28 protein-coding genes are annotated in these 26,639 nt (G+C 71.0%); 15 read left to right on the top strand and 13 right to left on the bottom strand.

Going from position 1 to position 26,639, the window contains the following annotated elements; all coding sequences use genetic code 11:
• The first annotated feature begins 22 nt into the window (after window positions 1-22).
• From ABT158_RS12480 to ABT158_RS12460, 5 genes are read left to right on the top strand one after another with little or no spacing between them, the layout of a single operon-like run.
• On the top strand, window positions 23-634 hold the full coding sequence (locus tag ABT158_RS12480; protein WP_352319223.1) for a molybdopterin-dependent oxidoreductase: 612 nt from the start codon (window positions 23-25) through the stop codon (window positions 632-634).
• Entirely contained in the window at window positions 604-1,329 is a 726-nt protein-coding gene (locus ABT158_RS12475; protein WP_352352863.1) for a ferredoxin reductase, read from the top strand. Before ABT158_RS12480 ends, ABT158_RS12475 begins: the two co-directional genes overlap by 31 nt.
• A gap of 10 nt (window positions 1,330-1,339) precedes the next feature.
• Window positions 1,340-1,609 (top strand): DUF6510 family protein, encoded by a 270-nt coding sequence (locus ABT158_RS12470; protein ID WP_352319227.1) that lies wholly within the window; start codon window positions 1,340-1,342, stop codon window positions 1,607-1,609.
• A 2-nt stretch (window positions 1,610-1,611) separates the two neighbouring features.
• Window positions 1,612-2,208 (top strand): sulfite oxidase-like oxidoreductase, encoded by a 597-nt coding sequence (locus ABT158_RS12465; RefSeq protein ID WP_352352862.1) that lies wholly within the window; start codon window positions 1,612-1,614, stop codon window positions 2,206-2,208.
• A gap of 60 nt (window positions 2,209-2,268) precedes the next feature.
• The gene (locus ABT158_RS12460) at window positions 2,269-3,201 is read left to right on the top strand and encodes an HpcH/HpaI aldolase/citrate lyase family protein (protein WP_352352861.1); all 933 of its coding nucleotides are present in this window, start codon (window positions 2,269-2,271) and stop codon (window positions 3,199-3,201) included.
• Here the strand turns inward: ABT158_RS12460 and ABT158_RS12455 are convergent.
• Complete coding sequence (locus ABT158_RS12455) at window positions 3,191-3,748, bottom strand: DUF6529 family protein (RefSeq protein ID WP_352352860.1); 558 nt, start codon at window positions 3,746-3,748, stop codon at window positions 3,191-3,193. The two genes, ABT158_RS12460 and ABT158_RS12455, sit on opposite strands and share 11 nt — an antisense overlap.
• A complete protein-coding gene (locus ABT158_RS12450; protein ID WP_352352859.1) occupies window positions 3,745-4,458 on the bottom strand; it encodes a hypothetical protein in 714 nt (237 codons plus the stop codon). Before ABT158_RS12450 ends, ABT158_RS12455 begins: the two co-directional genes overlap by 4 nt.
• Before the next feature lie 189 nt (window positions 4,459-4,647).
• Between ABT158_RS12450 and ABT158_RS12445 the strand changes: the two genes are divergently transcribed.
• Both ABT158_RS12445 and ABT158_RS12440 read left to right on the top strand, forming a co-directional pair.
• Window positions 4,648-5,574 (top strand): CPBP family intramembrane glutamic endopeptidase, encoded by a 927-nt coding sequence (locus ABT158_RS12445; RefSeq protein ID WP_352352858.1) that lies wholly within the window; start codon window positions 4,648-4,650, stop codon window positions 5,572-5,574.
• 524 nt (window positions 5,575-6,098) lie between these two features.
• Window positions 6,099-9,023: a hypothetical protein gene (locus ABT158_RS12440; protein ID WP_352352857.1), complete on the top strand. Its 2,925-nt coding sequence runs from the start codon at window positions 6,099-6,101 to the stop codon at window positions 9,021-9,023.
• Here the strand turns inward: ABT158_RS12440 and ABT158_RS12435 are convergent.
• Window positions 9,007-9,408 carry an NUDIX hydrolase gene (locus ABT158_RS12435; protein ID WP_352352856.1) on the bottom strand — a complete coding sequence of 134 codons (402 nt, stop codon included), beginning with the start codon at window positions 9,406-9,408 and terminating at the stop codon, window positions 9,007-9,009. The two genes, ABT158_RS12440 and ABT158_RS12435, sit on opposite strands and share 17 nt — an antisense overlap.
• A 41-nt stretch (window positions 9,409-9,449) precedes the next feature.
• Between ABT158_RS12435 and ABT158_RS12430 the strand changes: the two genes are divergently transcribed.
• From ABT158_RS12430 to ABT158_RS12415, 4 genes are all read left to right on the top strand, one after another.
• Complete coding sequence (locus ABT158_RS12430) at window positions 9,450-10,109, top strand: DUF6758 family protein (RefSeq protein WP_352352855.1); 660 nt, start codon at window positions 9,450-9,452, stop codon at window positions 10,107-10,109.
• An 84-nt stretch (window positions 10,110-10,193) separates the two neighbouring features.
• Window positions 10,194-10,808 (top strand): MarC family protein, encoded by a 615-nt coding sequence (locus ABT158_RS12425; protein ID WP_352319244.1) that lies wholly within the window; start codon window positions 10,194-10,196, stop codon window positions 10,806-10,808.
• An 11-nt stretch (window positions 10,809-10,819) separates the two neighbouring features.
• The gene (locus ABT158_RS12420; RefSeq protein ID WP_352352854.1) at window positions 10,820-11,539 is read left to right on the top strand and encodes an MBL fold metallo-hydrolase; all 720 of its coding nucleotides are present in this window, start codon (window positions 10,820-10,822) and stop codon (window positions 11,537-11,539) included.
• Entirely contained in the window at window positions 11,540-12,463 is a 924-nt protein-coding gene (locus ABT158_RS12415) for a RecB family exonuclease (protein ID WP_352352853.1), read from the top strand.
• Window positions 12,464-12,477: 14 nt separating this feature from the next.
• On the opposite strand, the gene ABT158_RS12410 is transcribed toward ABT158_RS12415, so the two are convergent.
• The 3 genes from ABT158_RS12410 to ABT158_RS12400 all read right to left on the bottom strand — a co-directional run bounded on the left by ABT158_RS12410 (window position 12,478) and on the right by ABT158_RS12400 (window position 16,447).
• A complete protein-coding gene (locus ABT158_RS12410; RefSeq protein ID WP_352352852.1) occupies window positions 12,478-13,383 on the bottom strand; it encodes an oxygenase MpaB family protein in 906 nt (301 codons plus the stop codon).
• A gap of 13 nt (window positions 13,384-13,396) precedes the next feature.
• Entirely contained in the window at window positions 13,397-14,287 is an 891-nt protein-coding gene (locus tag ABT158_RS12405; RefSeq protein ID WP_352352851.1) for an alpha/beta fold hydrolase, read from the bottom strand.
• A 312-nt stretch (window positions 14,288-14,599) separates the two neighbouring features.
• Window positions 14,600-16,447: a DEAD/DEAH box helicase gene (locus ABT158_RS12400; protein ID WP_352352850.1), complete on the bottom strand. Its 1,848-nt coding sequence runs from the start codon at window positions 16,445-16,447 to the stop codon at window positions 14,600-14,602.
• Window positions 16,448-16,797: 350 nt separating this feature from the next.
• Between ABT158_RS12400 and ABT158_RS12395 the strand changes: the two genes are divergently transcribed.
• On the top strand, window positions 16,798-17,451 hold the full coding sequence (locus tag ABT158_RS12395; protein ID WP_352352849.1) for a ferritin-like fold-containing protein: 654 nt from the start codon (window positions 16,798-16,800) through the stop codon (window positions 17,449-17,451).
• Window positions 17,452-18,031: 580 nt separating this feature from the next.
• Here the strand turns inward: ABT158_RS12395 and ABT158_RS12390 are convergent.
• The 5 genes from ABT158_RS12390 to ligD (ABT158_RS12370) all read right to left on the bottom strand — a co-directional run bounded on the left by ABT158_RS12390 (window position 18,032) and on the right by ligD (ABT158_RS12370) (window position 21,089).
• Complete coding sequence (locus ABT158_RS12390; protein WP_352352848.1) at window positions 18,032-18,262, bottom strand: DUF3107 domain-containing protein; 231 nt, start codon at window positions 18,260-18,262, stop codon at window positions 18,032-18,034.
• 91 nt (window positions 18,263-18,353) lie between these two features.
• Window positions 18,354-18,974, bottom strand: coding sequence for a TetR/AcrR family transcriptional regulator (locus ABT158_RS12385; protein WP_352319259.1), 621 nt, complete (start codon window positions 18,972-18,974; stop codon window positions 18,354-18,356).
• Window positions 18,975-19,082: 108 nt separating this feature from the next.
• Window positions 19,083-19,292 carry a hypothetical protein gene (locus ABT158_RS12380; protein ID WP_352352847.1) on the bottom strand — a complete coding sequence of 70 codons (210 nt, stop codon included), beginning with the start codon at window positions 19,290-19,292 and terminating at the stop codon, window positions 19,083-19,085.
• Window positions 19,293-19,335: 43 nt separating this feature from the next.
• Entirely contained in the window at window positions 19,336-20,211 is an 876-nt protein-coding gene (gene ligD, locus ABT158_RS12375; RefSeq protein ID WP_352352846.1) for a non-homologous end-joining DNA ligase, read from the bottom strand.
• Window positions 20,208-21,089, bottom strand: a complete 882-nt coding sequence (gene ligD / locus ABT158_RS12370) for a non-homologous end-joining DNA ligase (RefSeq protein ID WP_352352845.1) — start codon at window positions 21,087-21,089, stop codon at window positions 20,208-20,210. Before ligD (ABT158_RS12370) ends, ligD (ABT158_RS12375) begins: the two co-directional genes overlap by 4 nt.
• A gap of 81 nt (window positions 21,090-21,170) precedes the next feature.
• Between ligD (ABT158_RS12370) and ku the strand changes: the two genes are divergently transcribed.
• From ku to ABT158_RS12355, 3 genes are all read left to right on the top strand, one after another.
• The gene (gene ku / locus ABT158_RS12365; RefSeq protein ID WP_352352844.1) at window positions 21,171-22,073 is read left to right on the top strand and encodes a non-homologous end joining protein Ku; all 903 of its coding nucleotides are present in this window, start codon (window positions 21,171-21,173) and stop codon (window positions 22,071-22,073) included.
• Window positions 22,074-23,502: 1,429 nt separating this feature from the next.
• The gene (locus ABT158_RS12360; RefSeq protein WP_352352843.1) at window positions 23,503-23,874 is read left to right on the top strand and encodes a hypothetical protein; all 372 of its coding nucleotides are present in this window, start codon (window positions 23,503-23,505) and stop codon (window positions 23,872-23,874) included.
• A gap of 366 nt (window positions 23,875-24,240) precedes the next feature.
• Window positions 24,241-24,567, top strand: coding sequence for a hypothetical protein (locus tag ABT158_RS12355; protein WP_352352842.1), 327 nt, complete (start codon window positions 24,241-24,243; stop codon window positions 24,565-24,567).
• Between the two features lie 345 nt (window positions 24,568-24,912).
• On the opposite strand, the gene ABT158_RS12350 is transcribed toward ABT158_RS12355, so the two are convergent.
• The gene (locus ABT158_RS12350) at window positions 24,913-25,326 is read right to left on the bottom strand and encodes a hypothetical protein (RefSeq protein ID WP_352352841.1); all 414 of its coding nucleotides are present in this window, start codon (window positions 25,324-25,326) and stop codon (window positions 24,913-24,915) included.
• 448 nt (window positions 25,327-25,774) lie between these two features.
• Window positions 25,775-26,164, bottom strand: a complete 390-nt coding sequence (locus ABT158_RS12345; RefSeq protein WP_352352840.1) for a hypothetical protein — start codon at window positions 26,162-26,164, stop codon at window positions 25,775-25,777.
• Window positions 26,165-26,639 lie beyond the last annotated feature (475 nt).

Raw genomic sequence — 26,639 nt, 5'->3', positions numbered from 1 at the left:
TCTGTCGGGGAGAACCGCATTCATGGGGATCGTCTCTCGCGGCTTCGCCGGAAAACACTTCCGGCGGCCGCGGCCGGAGCTGGCCGGGCGGGTGCCGCCGGGGCAGTACCTGGCCGAGGGCTTCCCGGTGCTCACCGCGGGGGCGACGCAGCACATCCGGACCGAGCGGTGGTCGTTCACCGTCCGGGGCGGCGCGGGCGAGCCCACCTGGACGTGGACGGACCTGCTGTCGCTGCCCGCCGAGCAGATCACCGTGGACATCCACTGCGTCACCCACTGGAGCAAGCTCGACACCACCTGGACGGGCGTGTCCCTCGACCGGCTGCTGACCGGCGCCGACCGGGCGGCCGGGTACGCCCTGGCCGTCAGCTACGGCGGCTACGCCACCAACCTGCCGGTCGAGGAGATCGTGGACGGCAAGGCGTGGCTGGTCTACGCCTACGAGGGCGCGCCGATCCCGCCCGAGCACGGCGGCCCGGTGCGGATGCTGGTGCCCGCCCACTACCTGTGGAAGAGCGCCAAGTGGATCCACGAGCTGTGGCTCATGGACGAGGACCGCCCAGGCTTCTGGGAACGGTCCGGCTATCACAACTTCGGGGACCCATGGCGGGAACAGCGGTACTACGACGACTGACCTGGCAGCCGGCCACGATCGCCGAGGTCGTCCCGGAGACCGACCAGACGCGCACGTTGCTGCTCGACGTGCCCGGCTGGCCGGGACACCGCGCCGGTCAGCACGTGGACGTGCGGCTGACAGCCGACGACGGCTACCAGGCGACCCGGGCGTACTCGCTGGCCGGCGCGCCCGGCGAGCGGCCCTCGATCACCGTGGTCAGGGTGGCGGGCGGCGAGGTGTCGCCGTACCTGGTGGAGGTGGCCGAGGCCGGCGACCAGGTGGAGGTGCGCGGCCCGATCGGCGGCTACTTCGTGTGGGAGCCCATGCCGGAGCGGCGGCCGCTGCTGCTGGTCGCGGGCGGGTCCGGCGTGGTGCCGCTGCGCTCGATGCTGCGCCACCGCGCCCGGCTGGGCGACGGCACCCCGGTCCGGCTCGTCTACTCCGTGCGCGACCCCGGCCAGGTGATCTACCGCGACGAGCTGGAGTCCGCCGGCGCCGAGGTGACCTTCGTCTACACCCGCTCGGCCCCCACCGACTGGCCCGAGCCCGTGGGCCGGGTGGACCGCTCGCAACTGGTCCGGCTGGCCTGGCCGCCCGCCCACGAGCCGCTGGCCTACGTCTGCGGCCCGACCGCGTTCGTCGAGCACGTCGCCGCGATCCTCACCGCCCTGGGCTACCCGCCCACCGACATCCGCACCGAGCGGTACGGCTAGGAGAGACACCATGCAACAACCCGTGGACGGCAACGCCGCGGCAGGCCCGCTGGCCCAGTTCTTCGGCCGGGACATGACGGCCGCCCAGGGCGTCTGCGCGCAATGCGGCATGAACGGCCCGCTGGGGGAGGCCACCGTGTACGGCCCCGCCCCCGGCACCGTGCTGCGCTGCCCGAACTGCGACAACGTGCTCATGACCCTCGTCGAGGCGCCGGGCCGGATGATGGCCGCGATGCCGGGCCTGGGCCTGCTGGAGACGCCCGTGCAGGGAGGTGGCTGACCGTGGCCGTCGTCTCGAAGGGCTTCAAGGGACGCGGCGGGCACGACGACCGCCTGCCGCCCGGCCAGTACCTCACGCCCGGCTTCCCCGTCCTGTCCGCGGGCCCGACGCCCCGGGTGGACACCGCCGGCTGGACGTTCACCCTGGTCACCGAGGCCGGCCGGGAACGCGTCTGGACCTGGGACGAGCTGCTCGACCTGCCCCAGAGCGCCCCGCACACCGACCTCCACTGCGTCACCGGCTGGTCGAAGTTCGACACCGACTGGCAGGGCGTGTCGATCGACGTCCTGCTCGACGACGTGGACACGCGGGCGGAGTTCGCGGAGGCGTACTGCCACGGCGGCTACACGACCAACCTGCCGCTGGCCGACCTGCGCGGCGGCAAGGCGTGGATCGTCCACACCTTCGACGGCGACCCGCTGCCCGCCGAGCACGGCGGCCCGGCCCGGCTGCTGGTCCCGCACCTGTACCTGTGGAAGTCCGCCAAATGGGTCAAGGGCCTGCGCCTGCTCGACCGTGACCGGCCCGGCTTCTGGGAACGGGCCGGGTACCACAACTACGGCGACCCCTGGCGCGAGCAGCGCTACTGGAACAGCTGATCGTGCCCATAGACGGGGGACGCCTGCCGCGGGCGGCCCGGCAGCCGTTAGCGTGGGCGCATGCGCTCACGTCGTTCCGTGCTCTCCGTGCCGGGCAGCAACCCCCGCTTCCTGGAGAAGGCCCAGACCCTGCCCGCCGACGAGGTCTTCCTCGACCTTGAGGACTCCGTCGCGCCGCTGGCCAAGGACGAGGCCCGCAAGAACGTCGTGACCGCGCTGCGCGAGGGCGACTGGACCGGCAGGACCCGCGCGGTCAGGGTCAACGACCTGACCACGATGTGGACGTACCGGGACGTGATCGAGGTCGTGGAGGGCGCCGGGGAGTTCCTCGACTGCCTGATCCTGCCCAAGGTCCAGGACCCGACCGAGGTCGTCTGGCTCGACACGCTGCTGACCCAGATCGAGCGGTCGATGGGCTACGAGGTGGGCCGCATCGGCATCGAGGCCCAGATCGAGAACGCCCGCGGCCTGGTCAACGTCGACGCCATCGCCGGGTCGTCCAGGAGGCTGGAGGCCCTGGTGTTCGGGCCGGCCGACTTCATGGCCTCGATCAACATGCGCACCCTCGTGGTCGGCGAGCAGCCGCCCGGCTACGAGGAGGGCGACGCCTACCACTACATCCTCATGCGCCTGCTGATGGCCGCCAGGATGCACGACCTCCAGGTGATCGACGGCCCCTACCTGCAGATCAAGGACGTCGAGGGCTACCGCCGGATCGCCCGCCGGGCCGCCGCGCTCGGCTTCGACGGCAAGTGGGTGCTGCACCCCCTGCAGGTGGAGGCGGCCAACGAGGTGTTCTCGCCGAGCCAGGACGACTACGACCACGCCGAGCTGATCCTGGAGGCGTACGAGCACTACACCACCGTGGAGCGGCGCGGCGCGGTCATGCTGGGCGACGAGATGATCGACGAGGCGTCCCGCAAGATGGCGCTCGTCGTGGCCGCCAAGGGCAGGGCGGCCGGTCTGGCGAGGACGAAGTCGTTCACACCTTGACGCCCACCACGGTGAAGAACCACAACGACGAGGTCAGCCAGAGCCCCACCAGAGCCGTGAACGCCAGCCCGCCGAGCAGCGGCAGCGTCCAGCCCGGCGCGTCGCGCCTGGGCAGCGCCAGCATCTTCGCCGTGAACACGCCGTAGAAGAAGCAGCCGAGCAGCGAGTGGGCCAGCACGCGCGGCACGTCGAACTGCAGGCCCAGGGCGTACAGGCAGTGGAAGGCGACGGGGATCGTGAGGAGGAACGCCAGCCGCCCCGACCAGCGGTGGACGCCGTCCGGCAGCTCGATTCCCAGCCTTCCCCACATCGACAGCGCCGAGACCACCTGGACGATCGCCAACGCGAACGCCCCGGTCGTCAGCCACGCCTTCATCGGCAGGGCGCCGGAGAACCCGGCCGGGCCGATCGCGAACCCCGTGGGCGTGTGCGCCCGGCCGTACACGCCGAGGCCCAGCGCCACCAGGCCGCCGGCCAGCAGCGGGAGCAGGAGCACGGCGGCCGTGCGGTGCGGGGGCCGGTGCGCGGGCCGGTGGACGGCGGTCATTGCATCTCCTCGATGAAGCCGTCCACGTCCTGCGGAAGGACCGTGGTGCCGGCGACGGTCACGGGGGTGGTGGGCCGTCCGGCGTCCAGCCGGGGGATCTGCACCTGGTCCTGGCCCAGGAACGCGGCGCCGACCTGGTCGTAGCCGCCGCCGGGGCGCGGGACGCGGATCCAGCCCGCTCGCAGCCTCGCGCCTCTGACCTGCGCGGTCGCCCGATACAGCCCGGACGGCCGGACCACGGCGGGCGCGGTGAACGTCCACCTCCCGCCGCCGACGGTCAGGCTGCCCCTGGCGCGTCCGCCGCCGAGCGTGGCGGTCAGCCGGGCCGTGCCCGGACCCTTCAGCACGGCCTTCCCGCCGGCCTCGCCGCCCTTGAACCAGGCTTCGGACCTGCCGTCGCAGAAGTAGCCGACGGCCTTGCCGTCGCGGACGGAGATCGCTATCAGGCCGCCGTTGCCCTTGACGTACCCGCCGTAGTCGGCCTTGGGGATCTTCGCGGCCTCGGTGGGCGCGGGCGACGCGGACGGCGACGCGGACGATGACACGGATGGCGGCGGCGCGGCGGCGGCCTCGGTGGGGGATCCCGCCGCCGCCGTGTCGGTGGGGGGCGCGGTGTCGGCCGCCGGTGCCGCGGTGACGCTGGCGACGCCCAGCCCCGCGGCCAGGACCGCGCCCGCCGTCAGGGTGATGAATGGTCCCAGCCTTGACATGGACTGCTCCCGAAGTCGGAAGGGCGAAATGCCGTACGACTCTGAGCATCCGCCCAAAGGGGCGGGTCGTCTGTGAACTAATGCTCACCCGGCAGACAGAATGTATGGATGCAGGAGAACCCTGGACCGAATCCGCCATATGGCAGTCAGCCGCCTGGGCCGCCCGTCTATCCTTATGGGCCGCCGCCCGTGCCGCAGCCGCGGTCCTGGTTCCTGCCGACGCCGCGGGGGGCGCGTTACGACCATCTCGCCCGCACTGCGGCGAACGAGCCGTGGCGGGCCGTCGTCGGCACGATCCTCGTGGGCGTCGGGTTCTTCGTCGTCGGCACCGGCGTGCTGCTGGTGGGCAAGGCCGCCGAGCTGATCCTCGGCCTGCCCGCGCCGACCGACCCCGGGCAGATCTTCGGTGATCCGGTGTTCGGGCTGGTCATGGTGCTGCTGTCGATCGCGGCCGTGCTGCCGCTCGTCTTCGGCACCGCCGCGCTCGTCCAGCGCCGCAGGCCCGGCACGCTGTCGTCGGTCGCCGGACGGCTGCGCTGGTCGTGGTTGCTGCGCTGTCTCGGCCTGGCCGTGCTGGCGCTGGTGCTGGGCCAGATCGCGCAGGTCATGGCCCTGTCGTTGTCGGGGGAGGAATACTCCGACCTGTTCGGCTGGGTCGGCTGGGGACGGTTCCTGCCCGCCCTCGTGGTGATCGTGCTGCTGGTGCCGTTCCAGGCGGCGACCGAGGAGTACATCTTCCGCGGCTGGTTCGTCCAGGCGGTCGGCGTGCACGTGCGCAATCCGGTGTGGGCGATCCTCATCGGGTCCCTGCTGTTCGCGTCGCTGCACGGCTACTCGTGGGTGGGGCTGCTCGACGTGTTCGCCTTCGGCGCGGTCATGGGCTGGCTGGCCGTACGGACCGGGGGGCTGGAGGCGCCGATCGCGCTGCACGTGATGAACAACATGCTGGCCTTCGGGCTCAGCGCGGCCTCGGGCAGCCTGGAGGACGCACTGGACCAGGGCAAGACGCCCATCCCGTGGCAGGCGTTGTCGGGAACGGTGGTGCAGCTCGCGGTGTATGCGATTGGTGTGTTCTATATATCCAAAAAGCGGGCAGTTAGTGCCATTTCTGGATAAATCAGGCGAGTGGTGCGGGAAATCTCGCTAGAGAGGTCTCGCCAATCCGGCTCAGGCATGCTGGTCTGGTTCCTGTGGGACAGGCGAGGGCGTCACGGAGGTGATCGTTTTGGTGGGGACGGGGTAGAAATAGGCGCATAAGGTGGGACGGGATTTGTGGAACGGTCCGTAAAGAAACGGCCCGTTCGCTCACCGTTTCCCCGCGCAACCCGGTTGACCAGGTCCGATTCGACGGGTTCCACCTGTACGACGAGTTCGACTAGGAGGTGCGGCGCGTGGCCTCCGGCCCCAGCGATCCGCCACGGCGACCGCCGGACGACGACCCGCGTCCTGAGGACGCCGCGGAACCCCCCTCTCCCGAGGAGCCCGGAACCTCTCCCGGGCAGCCCAGGGCCTCCTCCGAGCAGGCCAGGGACTCTTCCGGGCAGGCCGGGGCCTCTTCCGGGGAGCCCAGGATCCGCCACTCCCCGCCCGGGCCCACCGACGACCGGGCCCGGGGCTTACCCTTGACCTCCCCTTGGGGCATGCCGCCGTTCGCGTCCCCGATCCCGGAGGAGACGCCGCAGGAGCCGCCCAAGGGGCGCAGACCGTACAGCTCGCCGACGGCCGAGCCCGAGGTCGAGCCGCGCCGCCGCCCCCGGCGCATCGTCAACCGCCCGGACAAGCTCGTCGCCGGCGGCCCGCCCCGCCAGGAACCGCCCGCCGCGCCCCCGCCCACTGCGCCCCCATCCGCCGCGTCCCCGTCCGGGCCCCCGGCCCCGCCCGCCGACGGCCCCCAGGAGGGCACGGCCCCCGCGGGCCCCCACCGCGAGCCGCCCTACCACCTGCCGCTCCCCGCCGACGAGGCCCCCGCCCCCGCCACAGAGCCCCCGCCCGCGCAGCCCGAAACCCCCGGCCCCCAGACCCCGCACGACCCCGACCCCCATGCCCACGGGCCGCACGACCGCGAGCCCCGCGCCTCCGAGTCCCGCACCCCCGAGCCCCGTGACCCCGAGCCCCGCGACCCCGGGGTCCGGGACGGCGAGCTCGCGGCGGCCGGTGAGGAGGAGGCCGAGGTCAGGCGGGTGGGCCGGCCGCCCGGCGGGCGTCCCACGAGACCGGATCTGCTGGTCGCCACCGGCCCGCCGCGCCCCGGCGGCGCCGGCGGCAGGCACCACAGAGGCCCGGCCCCGGCCGCCGTACGCAGGTCCAGCCCCGTGCACCGGGGCAGCAGGGCCGCCCCCATAGCCCTCACCATGGCCCTGGCGCTCCTGGTGGCCGCAGGGGTGCTCGTCTGGCGCTGGAGCGACACCGACGCCCCCGGACTGCGTCTGGAGGCCGGCACCGGCCGTTCGGGGGACGACCTCTTCACCGTCCCGGCCGCCGGCGTCGGCACCAACCAGAAGCTCAACGACATCGTCTCCGTCGGCCGCGCGGTGGTCGCGGTGGGCAGCGACACCACCAGCCCGACCCCGCGCCCGCTCTTCCTGTTCTCGCCCGACGCCGGCAAGCACTGGCAGCTCGGCCAGGTGAGCGGCGCCTCCACGCCCGTCGTCCAGCGCGTGGTCGGCGGCGACGGCCGCTGGCTGGCCAGCGGCGGCGACGGCCCGTCCGGCGAGCGCGGCCTGTGGACCAGCGTCGACGGCTTCAGCTGGACGACGGTCAACGCCACCGGCATGGCCGCGTTCCGCCCCGGCGACCAGATCTACGACATCGCCAGGACGGCCTCCGGCTTCGTCGCCGTCGGCGCCACGCAGGGGGACGGCGGCCCCGGCCCGGCGGCCTGGCGCTCGTCCGACGGCCGGGTCTGGGAACGCGTGGAGACCAGGGGACTGGACGTCCAGGAGATCAGGGCGGTCGTCGCCCAGGGCGACACGGTCGTGGCCGTCGGCCGCCCGGCCGACGGGAGCGGCTCGCGCGTGCTGCGCTCGTCCGACGGTGGACGCGGCTGGCAGGCGACCGGCTTCCAGCTGCCCGAGGCCGAGCCGCGTACGGGCACGGTGGCCGTGCTGCCCAAACGGTTCGTCCTGGTGCCGACCAGGCAGCGCACGGTTGACGGCGGCGTGCGCGTCTACTGCTCGCCCACCGGCGCCCAGTGGTCGCAGTGCGGTTCCATCGGCGGCCTGAGCGGCGAGAGCCCAGGCGTGGAGTCGCTGGTCTCCTACCGGTCCGGCGTGGCCGCGATCAGCCAGGCCACCTTGGGCAAGTACTCGGTCCTGACCAGCGCCGACGGGCGCGGCTGGACCAAGCGGGCCGACCTCGGCGACCTGGCGGGCGCGACGCTGCGCGGGTTCACGATCTCCGACGGCGGCACCCTGTTCGCCGGCGGTGACCAGGCCGCCTCCGACGTCGACAACCAGCTCGTGCTGATGACCGCGCCGCCGCGCGGCGCCGCCGCCCGCGTCCAGCTCGGCCAGGTCGAGGGCCTGACCAGGGTCTCGCGCGAGACCACCCGCCTGGCGGCCGCCGGCGGCCGGTACGTCGCGGTCGGCGCCGCCTCCGGCGACGCCGGCCTGTGGACGATCAGCAACTGGCAGCGCTGGAAGTCGATGAGCCTCGGCGGCCCCGGCCGGCAGATCCTGGAGGACGTCGCCCACGGCGCCCGCGGCTGGCTGGCGGCCGGCAGCACCCAGACGAACCTGGCCGTCACCGACCCCCTGCTCGTCACCTCCGTCGACGGCGAGAACTGGCGGCGCGTGCCGGTCTCCGGCGACCTGGCCCGCGACCGTGACCGGCCCTACCTGGACACCCACGCCGTGGCGGCGGGCAAGAAGGGGTACGTGCTGGCCGGCGAGTCCCATGACCAGGCGGGCTCGGTGGCCGCCGCCATGTGGTTCACGCCCGACCTGCGCAAGTACACCCGGTCCAGGAAGCTGCCCCAGGGCGGCTCGGGCGTACGCGTCCACGACGTGATCGCGACCCAGGGCGGCTACGTCGCGGTCGGCGGGTCGGGGACCGGCGACCGGGAGAACAGCGTGGTCTGGTTCTCCGACGACGGCGTGAACTGGAGCGCCCGCAAGCGGGTCACCCCGCCGGACGCCACGTCGGCCGGGCTGCGGCAGGTCACGACGTACCACGACAAGCTCGTCGCGATCGGCACGGCCGTGACGGACGGCGCACGCCGCGCCTTCTCCGCCGTCTCCGACGACGACGGCGAGAGCTGGACGACGGCCTGGCTGCCCGCGGACCAGGCGGCCGCCGTGCACGACCTGGCCGCGGGCGACCAGGGCCTGGTGGCGGTCGGCTGGCACGGCGTCCCCGGCGAGGGCGACAGCGCGGCCTGGGTCTCCCAGGACGGCCTGTCGTGGAACCGCATGGCCCTGACCAAGGACCGGCTCTCCGGCCTCGGCATGCAGGCCCTGACGGCCGTGGCGATCAGCGGCACGGAGGTGGTGGCGCTCGGCAGGTCCACGACGTACGACACCGACCACCTGATCCTGTGGACCTCCAGCCTCACCGCCGGCCGGTGAGCACGCCCCACTCGGTCAGGCAGCCGAGCAGCCCCTCGGTGAGCGGCAGGAGCGCCAGCTCACCGGGGCCGCACCAGCGCACGTCGGCGGCGTCGTCACCGGCCACGGGCACGCCGCCGGCGCAGGTCGCCAGGTAGTCGCGGATCACGTACGTGACGCCGCCCGGCCCGGGACGCTCCACCGTGCCGGCCAGGCGGCCGACCTCGACGCGCAGCCCGGTCTCCTCCATGACCTCGCGGCGCACGCCGGCCGCGTCGCTCTCGCCGGGCTCCAGCCGGCCGCCCGGGAGCGACCACAGGCCCTTGCCCGGCGGGCGGCCGCGCCGGATGAGAAGAAGCTGGTCAGAGGCGTCGAAAATGATCGCGCCGACACAATTTACGCGCACATGACCAAGATTACGACGGGATAACGGGTCCCGGTCTTGACGTGACCGTGCCGGAGGAAGCACCGTGGGTAGCTGTGAGAGCGGCTCCTACCTGCCCAAGGTGCTTCGGCCCGCTTCACGGGTCGAGCGCCCCGTCCAGTGCGTTCCATTGCGACACGCACGGCGACGTCCTGCCGTACCAGCCTCCGCGACCGCCCACGGGCGAATCGCTGGAGGCCCTGCGGAAACGCTCGGTGGTGCCCGTGTGGCTGCCCTGGCCATTGCCGCCCGGCTGGACGGTGACCGGGTTCGGCGAGGTCGGCGACGACCGTACCGGTTCGCGGGCCAGCGTGGTCGCGCTGAGCGGGCCCTCGCCGATCGAAGGGCCGGCCGACCTGCTGGTCATCGCCGAGGAACCGGGCGTCGGGCTCGGCGCGACGTTCGCGGGGCTCGACGGTCCCGACCCCGGTGAGGGGTTCGACTCCGGTCCGCCCAACGCGAAGATCGAGGTGCTGGGCCATCCCACGGCGATGTGGTGCCTGGCCGGCATCGACGACCGGGCCGTCTACGCCGGCGAGGCGCTCGGCAACTGGTTGTGGACCATCGCCTGGCCCGCCGAGGCCGGCTGCATGATCGCACTGGCCGAGCTGTCCCTCCAGGACGCCCGCGACCGCGAGTTCGAGGTGCCGTTCGGCGGGTTCTCGCCGCTGCTGGAGGACTGAGGGCCGGAGATCGAGCGCGCCTGACGGGTCGGGCGCGGGGCTGAGCACAGGATCGCCTCCCCCGGGCGGCCGGTTGGGGGAGCGGTGTCCGGGGTCAGGTTCTTCGTCGAGGCGTTCGTGACGATGTTCGTGATCATGGACCCGCCGGGCGTCATCCCGCTCTTCCTCGCCTACACCTTCGGCCGCACCCCGGCCGAGCGCAGGCGCATCGCCTGGCAGGCCGCGGTGACGGCGTTCTGCCTGGTGGTGGTGTTCGCGGTGTTCGGGCGGGCCATCCTGTCGTACCTGCACGTCGAGGTGCCCGCCATGCAGATCGCGGGCGGCCTGCTGCTCCTGCTGGTGGCCCTGGAGCTGCTGCGCGGCACGGCCGAGCCGCGCACCGACACCGTGCGCTCGAACGTCAACGTCGCCCTGGTGCCGCTCGGCACGCCGCTGCTGGCCGGGCCCGGCGCGATTGTGGCGACCATCGTCTTCGCCCAGCAGGCCGAGGGACGCGCCGACGGGCTGGCCGCGCTGATGCTGGCCATCGCGGCCGTGCACATCCTGCTGTGGCTGTTCATGCGCTTCTCGGTCAGCATCATCCGCGTCATCAAGGAGAACGGCGTGGAGCTGGTCACCAGGATCGCCGGCCTGCTGCTCTCGGCGCTCGCCGTGCAACTCATCATCAACGCGATTCGCGCTCTCATGCAGACGGGCTAAAGTTCGGAAGCGTGACAGCGCGTATCGAGCGAGTGGTGACCGAGGGCGTCGTCGACATCGACGGCACCGAGCACAAGGTCGAGAACAACACCTGGATCATCGGTGACGACGACGAAGTCATCGTCATCGACGCGGCGCGGGACGCCGAGAAGATCCTTGAGCAGGTCGGCGAGCGTGAGGTGCTGGCCGTCATCTGCACCGCGGGCCTGCCCGACCACGTCGGCGCGGCCATCGAGGTGGCCAGCAGAGACGAGGCGGTCGTCGCCCTGCACCCCAAGGACAAACCGCTGTGGCGGGAGACCTGGCGGGAGACCTGGCCCGACATCGACATGGAGGACGACGGCGTCTTCGGCGTCGCCGACGTCCAGCTCGACGTCATGGAGACGCCCGGCGTCACGCCCGGCGGGATCTCGCTCTACTGCGAGGCGCTGGGCGCGGTCTTCACCGGCAAGGCCCTGCAGGCCGACGGGCCGGGCAAGCTCGGCGGCGAGTACCCGGCGCTGGCCGACCAGCTCACCTCGATCGGCGGCCGGCTGTTCACGCTGCCGGCCGACACGCGGGTGCTGGCCAACCACGGTGACGAGGTCACCGTCGGCGACCTGGAGCCGCACTTCGACGACTGGGTGTCGGGCTCGCTGACCCGCGACCCGGCCGCCGCCCGCGACGACGAGGGCCCGCTGACCGACGGCACCAGGGTCTCCGGTATCAAGCTCGGCCCCGGCGACGAGTAGGTGTACGACCAGCTTCCGCTGGACGGGATGCCGCGGCGGCTCTACGCGTGCACGCCGTCGCGGTTGAACACCTGGCTCGACTGCCGCCGCCGCTACCGGTTCACCTACCTGGACCGGCCGCAGCCCTCCAAGGGGCCCGCCTGGGCGCACAACAGCGTCGGCGCCAGCGTGCACAACGCGCTGGCGGCCTGGTGGCGTGAGCCGTACGAGCGGCGCACGCCGCTGACGGCCGCCGTCCTGCTCACGAACGGGTGGATCACCGAGGGGTTCAGGGACGCCGAGCAGTCGGCCGAGTGGCTGGGCCGGGCCCGCGACCTCGTGTCCGGATATGTCACGACCTTAGATCCCGCGGACGAACCGGTCGGCGTCGAGCGCACGGTGGCCACGCGTACCAAGGTGGTCGCGCTGTCCGGGCGCATCGACCGGCTCGACCGGCGCGGCGACGAGCTGGTCGTGGTCGACTACAAGACCGGCCGCCGCCCGCTGACCCAGGACGACGCCCGCTCGTCCCTCGCCCTGGCCACGTACGCCATCGCGGCCTCCACGATGATGCGCACGCCGTGCCGCGCGGTCGAGCTGCACCACCTGCCCACCGGCGAGATCGTCGAGTGGCGCCACACCGACGAGTCGCTGGGCCGGCACCTGCGCCGCGCCGAGGAGATCGCCGTCGAGGCCGCCACCGCCGACGAGCGCTACCGCGCCGTGATGGGCGCCCCCACCTCGACCAAGCGCCCGGCCCAGGCGGCGGGCCGGGGGGCGGGCGAGCGTCCCGTCGTCGGCCCGGCCCAGGTCCCCGCCGAGCTCGACACGGTGTTCGCCGCCAGCCCCGGCCCGCTCTGCTCGTGGTGCGACTTCCGCCGCCACTGCCCGGAGGGCCAGGCCGCCGGCTCCGACCGCAACCCCTGGGACGGCCTGGCCGACTGATCCCCGGCGAAGCGTCAGGCGGCCCGTGCTGCCGGCCAGCGACGGGGGTCGGTCAGGCCCTTCAGCCCCTTGCTCACGTCGTAGCCGGCCGCGCCGAGCCGGGCCCGCGCGCCCGCCAGCATCGCCCGCGTCGAGGGCATGAACGCCCGGTCGTGCACCGGCTCCGGCAGCGCGTTCATGCCCAGCCGGAACGCCCTCAGCGCCGCGGTGACCGTCGCCGGGGGCACCTCGGGCAGCACGCCGTACATGCGGCGGGCCCACTCCGGAAGCGTGTAGTAGCAGAGCGCGCCGAAGGGGAAGTAGGCCGGCTTGCCCGGCGACAACCTGCGCAGCTCGCGCGGCAGCCGGGGCCACAGCAGGAACCGCACGGTCGCCGCCGCCTCCTCGGTCACCCGCAGGGCGGGCCGGGCCTGCTTGAAGTAGGCGTCCATCTCGGCGCACGAGCCCGGCACGTCTTCAGGGTGCAGCCCGACGTAGGAGGCGCTCCTGCGCTGCTCGCGCAGGTAGCGGTCGGCCTGCCGCTCGTTCAGCCCGAGCCCGCCGCGCCTGGCCACCTCCAGGTACGACGACACCTCCGCGCAGTGGACCCACAGCAGCAGCTCCGGATCGTCCACCCGGTGCGTGCGCCCGGTACGCGGATCGGTGATGCGCAGCGCCTTGTGGATGCCGCGCACCCGCCTGCCGATCTCGTCGGCCTCGGCCGGGCTGCCGAACGTCACCCGGCCCACGAAGTCGGCGGTGCGGCGCAGGCGGCCGAAGGGGTCGTCCTGGAAGGTGGAGTTCTGCCAGACGCCGAGCATGGCCAGCGGGTGCAGCGCCTGCAACATGAGGCCGCGTACGCCGCCCACCCACATCGAACGGTCGAGATGCACCTGCCAGGTCGCGCTCCGCGGCGCCTGGACGACGAGTTCGTCCGTCATAGTAAGTGAATGATTACATGGCATTGGACCTTGTGTCCAAATAGTGCTTCTCGGCCGCGTTCCAGAACCTGACCAGCGCGGCGGCCGTCGTCTCCGGCGCCTCGACGGCGGGGGAGTGGACCGCGCCGGGCACGACCACGCAGTCGGCGCCGAGCCGGGCGGCCGTCTCCGACTGGGTCTCGGGCGACCAGCCGTCGTCGTGCTCGCCGTAGAGGACCAGGGTGGGGATCTCGATCTCGCGCAGTTCGTCGGTGCGGTCGTGGGCGTGCAGGACCTGCTCGGCCATCCGGGCCAGGCCGGTGGGGGAGTTGGTCAGCAGCCGCTTGCGCAGGAACGCCAGGATCTCGTCGGAGACGTCGGCGGCCAGCGCCTCGGGCTCCATCCGGCGGTGCCAGAGGTGTTCGAGCCCCAGGGCCGGGATCTCCTCCATGATCTCCCGGCCGTTGCGCGCCCGCCTGCCCTCGATGGCCGCCGGGCCTGAGCTCATCAGCGTGAACGAGGCGAACCGGGTGCGCCCGTCGATCACGGCCTCCCGCCCGACCAGGCCGCCGAAGGAGTGGCCCACCAGGTGGACGGGGTCGCCGCCGCCGATGGCCTGGGCCATCAGGTCGACGTCGGCGCCGAGGGCCGCGCAGGTGTAGGCGGCGGGGTCGTCGGGGCCCGGCGTCTCGTACTGGCCGCGCAGGTCGACGGCCACCACCCGGCGGCCGGACTGGGCCAGGGTCATCAGGACCGCGATGAAGTCCTCCTTGCTGCCGGTCAGGCCGGGGACCAGGAGGGCGGGCCAGCGCTCGACCACGCCGCTGACCGGAAGCGCCTCCAGAGCCGCGAACGCGCCATGGGGCGTTTCGAGCTTCTGCGGCGTCACACCGGGTGGCAGGTCGAGGAATCGCGGCGTACTCACGTGGGGCAACAATACCCAGAGGTCAGCGCCTCGACACCGGCAAAGCTCCGACGCTGGTGCGAGTTGTGGCGAGTTGTGAGCTTTGCGGCTTTCACGCTCCGGGAGCGGGTGGGCGACGTCCTCGTCCCCAGTGGGGCGTGGCGGGCCCTGAGGCGGCCTCTCGGGCCCTGCGATGCCTGGAGGGCGCACATGTCGGGCGACGGGGCCTTGAGGCCGTGAGGGGCGCGTAGGGCTCCCTCCCGGCGCCGGTGCCGTACGGACGAAAAAGGCGCGCACCCCGCGAACGGGATGCGCGCCTCCTTCTCGTCGTCGCTAGCCTGCGCGGCGGCGGTTGCCGCCACCGCCACCGCCACGGGCCTGGCGGCGCTGCTGCTTGCGCTCGGTCGCCGCGGACGGCGCGATGTCGTCGTCGTCCGTGGCCAGGTCGGGCGACTGGAAGATCACCGCGAACGGGCTCGGCGGGATGATCCGCTCCGGCTCCTTGCGGACCGGCGGCGGAGGCGTGGCCAGGAAGCTCGGCTCCGGCACGGACTCCACGACCGGCTCGGGCGCGACCTCGGCCGCCCGGCTCCGGACCGGCTCCTCCACAGGAGCGGCCTCGGCCGCACGGTTCCGCACGGGCGCCTCGGCGGCCTCCTCGCGCGGACGCGGGTCGGGGGCCTGGGGCTGGTCGGCCTTGCGGGAGCGGGCCGGCTTCACCGGGGTCTCCGGTGCCTCGGCCAGCGCCTGCTCGATGGCCGACGACGCGGCCCCCCTGCTGCGGACGCGCGTGCGCTTCGGCTCGGCGGCCGTCGTCTGGACCTCGTCGGGCGTGAAGATGGCGGGAGTCTCCTCCGTCTTGGCGGCCACGATCTCGACCTCCGGCGTCTCGGCGGGTGCGGTTTCGGCCAGTTCCCTGCCGCCGCGGGTGCGGCGACGCTGGCGCTGGGCGCGGGCCGGGCGCTCGCGCTCTTCGCGCTCCTCGCGCCGGCCCTTGCCGCCGCGGGTGCGGCTCCGGCCGGTCTCACCGAGGTCCTCGATGCGCTCCGCGGCCAGCCCGGCGCGCGAACGGCTCGCGTGCGGCAGGACGCCCTTGGTGCCCGCGGGGATGTTCAGCTCGGTGTAGACGTGCGGCGAGGTGGAGTAGGTCTCCTCCGGCTCGGCGAAGTCGAGCCCGAGCATCTGGTTGATCATCTTCCAGCGGGTCAGCTCCTCCCACTCCACGAAGGTGACCGAGATGCCCGTGCGCCCGGCCCGGCCGGTACGGCCGATGCGGTGCACGTACGTCTTGTCGTCCGAGGGGCAGTCGTAGTTGACCACGTGGGTGACGTCGTCGATGTCGATGCCGCGGGCCGCCACGTCGGTGGCGACCAGCACGTCGATCTTGCCCGCCCGGAAGGCCCGCAGAGCCTGCTCGCGCTGGCCCTGACCGAGGTCGCCGTGGACGGCCGCGACCGCGAAACCACGCGTGTCGAGCTGTTCGGCGACCATGTCGCAGGCCCGCTTGGTCTCGCAGAAGACCATGGTGAGCCCGCGGCCCTCGGCCTGGAGCAGCCGGGCGACGATCTCGATCTTGTCCATCCGGTGGGCGCGCCAGACGATCTGACGCACCTGCGGGGTGGTCTCGCCCTCGCCGCTCTCCATCTCCGCGCGTACGTGGGTGGGACGGTTGAGGTATTTGCGGGACAGCGTGACGATCTCGCCCGGCATGGTGGCCGAGAACAACATCGTCTGCCGCTCCGCGGGGATCAGCTTGAAGATCCGCTCGATGTCGGGCAGGAAGCCCAGGTCCATCATCCGGTCGGCCTCGTCGAGCACGAGGGAGGTGACCTGGCTCAGGTCGAGGTGCTTCTGCTTGACCAGGTCGAGCAGACGGCCCGGGGTGCCGACGATGACGTCGACCCCGGCCTTGAGCGCCTCGATCTGCGGCTCGTACGCCCGGCCGCCGTAGACGGTCAGGACTCGGGAGCCGAGCTTGCCGGCCGCGGTGACCAGGTCTTCACTGACCTGGACGGCCAGCTCGCGGGTCGGCACGACGACCAGCCCGCGGGGCTTCTTGCGGTTCTTGCGCGGCTTGCCGATGCTCTGGAGCATCGCGATGCCGAACGCGTAGGTCTTGCCCGTGCCCGTGCGCGCCTGGCCGATGAGGTCCTGGCCGCTCAGGGCGAGCGGGAGCGCCATCTCCTGGATGGGGAACGGTGTGACGATACCCTCGGTCTCGAGGGCATCGGCGATCTCTGGTGTGACTCCGAGGTCTCGGAAAGTCGTCAGCGTGGCCTGCCTCAGTCTCAAATGAAGGCGGGCCTGCCGGGACCGACGGGCGGAAAACAGCCCCCGTTACGTGGGTCCTCGCGGTAGAGCCAGCCCTCTCGCGTCATCAGCGACCGCGCACCCGGGGAATCGGGGGTTATCGGGGGATTCCCCCGAACTAACACAGTGCGGTCGCACTTTCACAGAGCAGTGTACTCGATACCACAACGTTGGCCGAGCTCGCTTATGTTCCCGCATATTTCGGGAAGTACGCTGCCTCCATGAAGGAGTCTCCTGGAGTCGTCGACCTGCTCGGGGTTCTAGCTTACGCCGAGCTCAGCGCCTACGCCCGGATGACCGAGGACGCCGCCACCCTGGCGCCCTCGCTCGCCGACCGCGCCGCGCTCAGCGAGCTGGCCGTGGCCGAGTACGCCCACTTCCGCCTGCTGCGCGACCGCCTGGCCGAGTTGGGGGCCGATCCGGAGGAGGCGATGGCGCCGTTCGTGGCGGCCCTCGACGCCTGGCACGCCCAGACGCGGCCGGCCGACTGGTTGCAGGCCCTGGTCAAGACGTACGTGGGCGACGGGATCGCGCTCGACTTCTACCGGGAGGCCGCCCGGCACCTGGAGCCGTCGATCGTCAAGCTGGTGGACGAGGTGCTGGTGGACGAGGCGCGCTCGCAGTTCGCCGTCGAGCGGGTCAGGGCCGGGATCGAGGCCGACCCGACGGCGGGCGGGCGGCTCGCGCTGTGGGCCCGGCGGCTCGTCGGCGAGGCGCTCAGCCAGGGGCAGCAGGTGGCGACGGCGCGGCCGGAGCTGGCGTTGCTGCTGGTGGAGTCGGCCAGGGCGGCGGGGGGCGAGACGCCTGACATCTCACGCCTGTTCGCGACCCTGACGGAGGCGCACAACAAGCGAATGGCCGCCCTCGGCATCTAGCCCTGGCCGGTGGACGGACGACCACGGACGGACGACCACGGACGGACGACCACGGACGGACGACCACGGACGGACGACCACGGACGGACGACCACGGACGGCCGGGCCCGCGAGCTCGGCCGCATCCTGCCGGATGGCGAAGCAGACCGGTCCGGTCGTGGGGCGGTGCGAGGGGACGAAACGGATGTACCGTCCCAGACATGAGGGCCTCGCGCCGCTACGGCAGTTCCTTGACGAGATGTGGGCCGAATCGCTGGACTTCGCGCGTCGTGCTGCGAAGGGGAAGCGCGGGATGCCCGACGAACGACCAGAGACGGGATCACGCCGACGAGAGACGGGATCACGCCGACCATGGGCGGGACCACGCCGACCTGAGACGGGACCACGCCGAGCGGCGCCGGCGCCACGTCCGGGGTTGCCGCCTCGGGCGGCCGGGCGACCGTGAGCCCTGTGGCCCGTGATGCCGGTGCGGCCTCTGGTGCGTTCCCGGCGTGACCTGGTGGAGGCGTCGGGCGGCGTGCGCGGCCGGTGAGGGTACGGCTGAGTGTGGCCGTACCCTCGTCGTGGGCCTTCAGGGTGGTTAGAGGGTGCCGCCGAAGCCGACCGGCCTGGACTCGTCCTCACCGATCTCGACGAAACCGAGCGAGGCCACCGGCACGACCACGCGCCGGCCCTTGACGTCGGTGATGGCGAAGACGCCGCGATCTACCGACAGCGCGTTCCTGATCTCCTCTTCGACCTGCTCGGCGGAGAGGTCGGTCTCGACAACGAGTTCGCGGTGTACCGAGCGTACGCCGATCTTGACTTCCATCGTGGCTCCCTAGTCGACTGGGTTAGCGCTCGGTTCCATCGTCGTCGCTCGGAGGCCCGGAGGCGGTGAATGATCGCGCCCAGCGAACGGGTTATGCCGTACGCGGAAAACCGCTGATCCCGCGCCAGGCGAGCCGCGCCATGAGCTGCTCGGCCGCGTCCTTGGGGATCGAGCCCTGCGCGGTGACCCAGTAGCGGGCGCTCACCTCGGCCATGCCGACCAGGCCGACCCCGAGTAGGTGGGCCTCGTCGCTGGTGCAGCCGGTGTCCTCCTGGATGACCGCGCTGACCATCTCGGCGCACTCCTGCAGGGACCGCTCCACGCGCTGGCGCACCGGCGCGACGTTGCGCAGGTCGGACTCGAAGACCAGCCGGAACGCCTCCCCCTGCGTGGAGACGAAGTCGAAGAACGCGCTGAACGTGGCCTGCACCCGCAGCTTGTTCTCGTGGGTGGAGGCCAGGGCCTCGCGGCAGCGGTTGACCATGTCGTCGACGTGCAGGTCGAGCAGCGCGAGGTAGAGCTCCAGCTTGCCGGGGAAGTGCTGGTAGAGCACCGGCTTGCTGACCCCGGCCCGATCGGCGATCTCGTCCATGGCGGCCGCGTGGTAGCCGTTCTCCACGAACACTTCCTGCGCGGCGCTCAGCAGTTGCCGGCGTCGGGCCAGTCGGGGCAGCCGGGTGCCCCGGGGCTTCGCGTCCGGGGTTGCGGTCACGCGGGTCTCCATTGGTCTCTCAGCGAACTGTGCCGACATCCTACGTGCGGGTAGCCGACACCTCGGCGGTCATCGTCATACACGCTCGATCTGGCGGGCGGCCCGTGCTCAGCGGTAGTCGTCGTCGTCGTAGTCCACGACGCGGTCCTGGTCGGCCGCGTCGGCGGGGTCGGCGTCGAGTGGAAGCTCGCGGCGCTCCTGGGCGGTCTCCTGGCGGATCTCGCGATGCTGCTCGGCGGCGTCGGCCTCGGGCGTCTCCGGCGACAACTCCTCTTCCTCCTCCTCGTCGTAGACGCTCTCGTCCCCGCGGGTGTCCATTTCCGACATCTTCGGCCCCCCTCTTGGTGCGGACGGGTCCAGACTACGCCCGGCTGAAAAGGTCGCCGTGCTTCTCCACTCTGGCGAGTACGTCAGGGGCGGTGAACACCAGGTCATCGGCGTGTTCACAGTCCTCGACCTCCTTCCACAGCAGCGGCGTCGAGACCGTCGGCCGCTCCCTGGCCCGCAGCGAGTACGGCGCCACGGTGGTCTTGGCCGGATTGTTCTGGCTCCAGTCGATGAACACCTTGCCCGGCCTGGCCTTCCTGGCCATGACGCTGACGATCTCCTTCGGGTGCTCCTTCTCCAGAGCCTGGGCCAGCCTCTTGGCGTACGCGGAGGGCTCCTCGCGGCAGTCCCAGTCGGCGTAGAGCTGCATGCCCTTGTTCCCGCTGGTCTTGGGCCTGGCGTCGAGCCCTTCGTCCTTCAGCACCTCGCGCAGTGTGAGCGCCACCCGGCAGCACTCCACGATGGTCGCCGGCGCGCCCGGGTCCAGGTCGAACACGAGCGTGTCGGGCGGCAGCGCCGCGCCGTCGTCGTCCACGCACCACTGAGGCACGTGCAGCTCCAGCGCGGCCAGGTTGGCGTAGTAGACGAGCGTCGGCAGGTCCTCGATGACGGCGAAGTCGATGCTCTCGCGGTTCTTGGTGCTGCCGGGGGCGGGCAGGTTGACCCTCCTGACCCAGTCGGGCGTGTGCTCGGGCGCGTTCTTCTCGAAGAAGAACTGGCCGGTGACGCCGTTGGGGTACCGCTTGACGGTCAGGGGCCGGCCGGCGAGGTGCGGCAGCAGGACGGGGGCCACGCGGCTGTAGTAGTCGATCACCTCGGCCTTGGTGAAGCCGATCTCCGGGTAGAGCACCTTGTCCAGGTTGCTCAGCGTCAGCTCGCGCCCGTCCACCCTGACCGGCACCTTCTTCACAGCGTCACCTCCGAGGGGAGCGTGTCGGCGCGCAGCCCGCGCCACACCGGATGTCTCAGCCGCAGCTCGTCGGTCCACATCGTGTAGCCCACCTCCCCGACGAGATCGGGCCTAACCCACCGATTTCTCCACGGGACCGCGTTCGTGAACGGGCTGCGCGGGATCTCCAGAGGTCGGAGCGCCTGGTGGAGGTCGTCCAGGATGGCGTCGGTGAACCCGGTTCCCACGTGGCCGACGTACGTCAGCCCTTCACCGGTGAAGACGCCCATGACCAGCGAGCCGATCCCGCCGGCTCTGCGGCCCTTGCCGGGTTTCCAGCCGCCGATCACGACGTCCCGCGTGCTGAGGTGCTTGACCTTGATCCACCATGGCGAGCGCACGCCCGGCCGGTAAGGGGAGTCGAGTCGCTTGGCCACCACACCCTCCAGGCCCTGTTCGCGCGTGGCGGCCAGCAGGTCGGAGTCCCCGGGGAAGTACGGGGGCGCGCCGACGTCCAGCTCGTCGAGGAGCGCGCGGCGGTCGCGGTAGGCCAGGTCGAACAGCGGCCGGCCGTCCAGGCAGAGCAGGTCGAAGGGCATGTACGTGACGGGGTAGAGGTCCAGCACGGACGGTTCCGGGTCGGTCAGGTGCATACGGTGCTGGAGCCGGACGAAACTGGGCCTGCCGCGCCGGTCCAGCGCCACGACCTCGCCGTCGAGCACGGCGTTCTTGACCGCGAACCCCGAGATCTCGGGGTATCGCCGGGTGTACTCCACGCCGTGCCGTCCCGTCACCCTCAGGACGCCGTCGAGGTGCACGAGCGCCCGGATGCCGTCCCACTTGACCTCCAGGCCGTACCGGTCGCGATCGGAGGGTAGTTCCCCAGGTACGGCCAGCATTGGTTCAATCGGGTATGGCATTGGTTGCCCCATGACGGGTATGTGCCCATATGGTGAGCCCGCTACTGCTGAGGAGTGCCCATGCGCAGCATCTGGAAAGGTGCGATCTCCTTCGGGCTGGTCACCATCCCCGTGAAGCTCTACTCGGCGACCGAGCAGAAAGACGTCAGCTTCCACCAGGTCCACCGGGACGACGGCGGCCGGATCCGCTACAAACGCGTGTGCACGGTCGACGGCGAGGAGGTCCCGTACGCGGACATCGCCAAGGGGTACGAACTGGCCACGGGCGAGATGGTGGTGCTCACCGACGAGGACTTCGAGGACCTGCCGCTGAGCACGTCGCGCAGGATCGACGTCCTGCAGTTCACCCCGGCTGAGCAGATCGACCCCATCTACTTCGCCAAGTCGTACTACCTGGAGCCCGACGCGCAGGGCGCGAAGCCGTACGTGCTGTTGCGCGACGCCCTGGAGAGCTCGGGACAGGTGGCCGTGGTCAAGGTGGCGCTGCGGCAGCGGGAGTCGCTGGCCACCCTGCGCGTACGGGACGGGGTGTTCGTCCTGGAGACCATGTTGTGGCCGGACGAGATCCGCGCCCCCGACTTCGAGTTCCTGGAGGAGGACATCGAGGTCCGGGCCCAGGAGCTCAAGATGGCCGAGTCCCTGATCACCACCATGGAGTCGGACTTCGACCCGAGCGAGTACCACGACACGTACCGCGAGGCGTTGCAGCAGGTGATCGAGGCGAAGGTGGCGGGCAAGGAGGTCGTCGCGGCGCCGGAGGAGGAAGAGGCGGGGCCGGCGGTGGACCTCATGGCCGCCCTGCGCGCCAGCGTCGAGGCCGCGAAACGGGAGCGGACCGGGGAACCGGCCAAACCGAAGAAGGCGGCGGGCGGCGGCAAGTCCGCCAAGGCGTCGAAGGGGGCGGAGGAGGCCGAGGAGGAGGAGAAGGCCCCGCCGAAGCGCAAGGCCCGCAAGTCCGCCTGACCTCTTCCACCACGGCGGCCCGTACGACGACGCCCCCAGCACGTACGAACCGGGACGCCTTGGTGAAGACCTGTGTCCGCCGGACCCGTCTGACCACCCCTCCGCCGGTCTGGCGACAGTACGCCCTGTAGCGCGGTCGCAACCGCCGGGGATGCCGCTGACCGGAGACGGTGAGCAGACCTGGTCGCCCACGGCGGTCAGGGTGGCGATCGGCAGGCCGGTCCAAGACTGCGTACCCGGCGAGCGTCGTGTGCCGGCCGGCGAGGGCTGTCCGTCGTGATGCCGACGGCCATCCCCACGCTCAGGCCCGGCCTCACCCAGGGTGGACGCCTTCGCCCTGGCGACAGACCGACCGGCCGGCGTAGATGGGCAAGTGAGGCGAGCCGTTCTGCCGATATGGATCCCCATGGCGAAGTAGGCCACCACCACGGCCCCGGTGACGCGAAAGGGCTGGGGGCGGCGCCGAGGTGCGTGCAGGGGCCGCGAAGGCGGCCGTTGCGGTGGTGGAGAGGGCGACGAGCCGCGATCCCGGCCCGGTGATCCCGTTGCGAGGCTTGACCGCTTCCTGATCCAGGAGACCGATCAGTCCGCGTACGGCACCTGGCGGGCCAACCAGGCGCGCCGGCGTGAGGTGATCACCGCGCGGGAGTTGGCGAGGCGGTTGGTCGGGTGAGACGTCCAACGTCAGGTTCGTGCCCGACAGCCGGGCGGAGCAGGGGGCGAGTGGTGGCCGCGCGCCCGACCGGGCGGTGCAGGGGGCTGGGCGGGTGGTGACCGCGCGTCCGATTAAGCGGAGCAGCAGGCTGGGCGGGTGTGGCTGCCCGCCCGACCGGGCGGGAGGTCGGGCAGGGCGTGCTCATGGCGGTGGATGCCCTTTCCCGGGGCCGACGTGCTGGGGTGGCTGAGCGTATGCACCTGCGTGTGCGGGCCGTCGGGCGGGCTCGGTGTCGCGTGGCAGGGGGTGCGCTGCCTGCTCGGACCGAGGGGGCACAGAAGGTGTGGCTCTCGTGATGCGCCGAGGGCGGCCGTCCGCGTCCAGGCTGACATAACGACCATTAGCCATAAAGCGGATATTGTCTTCAAATCACAATAAGACGCACCAATTGCCCCGGCTAAATCGGTCGATCACCGACACCCGACGCCGGACGAGGGGCGGCGCTCAGGATTCCAAGCCCGCCCATCCTTGTCGGACACCCCCGCCCGGCGATCATGATAGATTCGGACATATCATGGCATATCAGTCAATAAATGTTTAATGCAAGCAATAAGGCTGTTAATGCATAGCAAAAAGGCGGCGGTTCTGTGTTGCCATGCCTGCGTCCAGGAAATGACATTTCACGGATGGCTCATCACTGGTCGTCCAAGGGCAGTTCCCTGACAACCGGGGAGCGTTGAGAACGGGGCAACCAATCCTTTAGGGGGAAACGCAATGCCCAAGCTCAAGAGTATTCTCGCAGGCCTCGCCGTCAGCACGGCCATGGGCGGCGGTGTCGTAGCGCTCGGTGCGGCGACCACCGCGACCAGCGCCGACGCCGCCACCAGCGCCGGTGTCGTCACGTCCACCAGCTTCCAGGCCGGCTGCTTCCGCAGGTCCCGGTGCGGTGGCTGGGGATGGGGCAACAACTGGGGCGGCTGGGGCGGCGGCTGGGGCTGGCGCCGTCACGGCAACCGCGTGGGCAAGGTGAAGGTCACCATCCACAACCGCAACTTCAACCGCAACCGGGTGACGGACAACGAAACCCTGCGCCCGACGGTCCGTGACCGCGACCACGACCGCGACCACGACCGCGACTGGCGCTGACGACGGACGGAACCGTCATCCTCATGAAGGCGGCGCCGCGCTGAATTCGACCGCCGGGTACCGGGCTCGGACAACGGCCTGAATCACGGCTCGGCGCGCCGGAGGGTTCATTCTCTCCGCGCCTTCGGAAATTCTGGTGAGGGCTTCACCGGCATCGGCCGGGGAGCCCTCACTTGCGTTTGTGCGCGAGTCGCCATACGAATCTGTGCCTACCGGCAAAAGTGGACAATTGCGGTTTGCTGGCTATTCATAGGGATATATCAAGGTCATGGATGGCAGGCATGGCAAGCCATACCGTCCACGTCGTTTCCTGGGAATCCGGAAGCGTCGAGAAACGGGGCATCCAAACCTTTAGGAGGAAACGCAATGCCCAAGCTCAAGAGTATTGTCGCAGGGCTCGCCATGAGCACGGCCCTGAGCGGCGGAGTGATCGCCCTCGGCGCGGCGACCACGACCACCAGCGCCGAAGCCGCCACCAACGTCACCACCGGGGCGACCACCACCACTCTGTCCGGCTGCTTCCGCCGCTCGTGGTGCGGCGGCGGCGGCTGGGGCTGGCGCAACAACTGGCGTCGCCACCGGCTCCCCAGGATCAAGATCATCATCGTCAACCGGAACCGGAACCGCGACGCGATCGCGCATGACGTCCGCCAGCGCCTCCGCACTGACGACGCCGATCGTGACTGGAGCTGACCGCAGGTTCTGAACCCGGGGCGCGCACCGTGATCGCGCGACCGAGTGCCCGCATCCCACCGGACCTTCGTTCTCGTCGAGAACGAACTCCTGGCAGGGAATGCGGGCACTCACTCGTTTCACCTTCTTGTCCGTACGGTCTTGGCACCGGATGACGATCCCTGTGCGGCACGGGCCGGCTCGGGAAGGACGCGGGACACGTCGAGTGCCCGCATCCGGGAGGCGATCCTCGCTCTCCGTCGAGAGAGCGGGTCGACCGGATGCGGGCACTCCTTCTACGTCGGCGTGGTCTCACTTCTCAGGTGGGCTCTCGCTGGGCGGGCCGTCCCCGGGTGAGACCGCCGCCTAGTCGTCGTCGTGGTGCTCGCGCTCGTCGTGCCGCTGCACGTTGAGGTTGTTGTGGTTGCTGTTGTGGTTGGAGTTGTGGATGACGACGCGGACCCGGGGGGCGTTGTTACGCCGCCAGCCCCAGCCGCCGCCGCGACCCCAGCCCCAGCCGGCCCCGCGGCCCCAGCCCCAGCCGCCGCCGCAGCGGCGGTGGCAGCCGCCGCCCCAGCGGTTGCCCCAGCTGCGGCCCCAGCCGCCCCAGCCGCACCGGACTTCCCGGAAGCAGCCGGCGAGGGTGGCCGCGGTGGCCGAGCCGGTGACGCTGGCGGCGCTCGCGCCGGTGACGGTGGTCGCCGCGCCCGCGCTGACCACACCGCCGGTCAGCGCGGTGCCCATGGCGAGCCCTGCGATAACACTTTTGAGCTTGGGCATTGTGTTTCCCCCTAAAAGGATTGATTGCCCCGTACTCGCCGCTCCGCTTAATCCGAGCCTTCCGGATTTCTGTGGAGCGGCGTGGATGCCCGCTAGCGAACATCCATGCCAGGGATATATCCGGCCGAATGCCTAACAAACGGACATTGTCCTCTCTTATCCGACACTATGCCGCATCATGGTGCATAATCGGACATTTCGGACTACTGGGCCGTGGGGTCGGCATCAGGGGAAGGGCATTCAAGGGAGAACGCAGTGAGGGCTCCACTGGCAGAATGCCAGTGGAGCCCTCACCGGGAATTGCCGCGGTGACAGAGGAGAATGGATTCTCAGGCAGGACAGCAAGGTCCGGGTGCGGTCACTTCCTGAGAGCCCAGTACTCGCCGGTCGGATTCACTTCGCCGTGAAGAGCGACCATCCATGGATTACGGGCACCATTCCCGCACGATCAGTCGTCGCGGTCGACGCGCGCCCGACGGTCGTCGCGCAGCTCGTTGCTGGTCCTCGTCTCGGTGTTGTCGTTCGTGTTCTCGTTGAAGATCTTGACGCAGACGCCGCCGCCGCGGTGCCGGCGCCAGCCGCCACCCCAGCCGCCGCCCCAGCCCCAGCCGCCGCCGCCCCAGCCGCCGCCCCAGCCGTGGCGGTTCCTGTTGCAGCGGTGGTGGCGACGGTGCCACCAGCCGTGACCGTCCCCATCGCCCCAGCTGAGGGTCGTCGGGCTGGTGACGTTGTTGGCGGTGCTGGCGTTGGCGGTGGTCGTCGCGCCCAGGCTGACCACGCCGCCGGTCAGCGCGGTGCTGACGGCCAGACCTGCGATAACACTTTTGAGCTTGGGCATTGCGTTTTCCCCCTAAAGGATTGGTTGCCCCGTTCTCGACGTTCCCGAGAGGCCGGGAACCAGGTCTTGAACGACTAGCTGATGAGCCATCCGTGAAATGTCATTTCCGAGACAGAGCTACAGCAAACAGGAGTGGCCCTATTTTGCTATGCATTAGCAATCTTATTGCTTGCATTACAGCTCTATCGAATGAAATGCCATGATATGTCCGATTATGCGCATATGACGGAGTGCTCATCACATCGGGTTCCGACAGCGCCGGCCGTGCTTTTCTCGTGAAATGACGGCATGGCCATACGCGCCGGAAGGCGGCGGCCATGCGGGTATTTACCGGCGCGCCGACAAATGCGCGCCGGCGCACCTGTGCGCCAGGCATGAGAAATGCTGGACGATGCTGTCGTCGGGATCGTTCGGGAAATGCCGTTACGCTTTCCCGATGGATTTCCGGTGACCACGACTTCCCGATCGCTAACCA

Origin of the sequence: Nonomuraea sp. NPDC001636, assembly GCF_040298265.1 — a bacterium.
GTDB lineage: Bacteria > Actinomycetota > Actinomycetes > Streptosporangiales > Streptosporangiaceae > Nonomuraea.
Note: the sequence above shows the minus strand (reverse complement) of the source record. Positions and strands in the feature narration are given on the sequence as shown.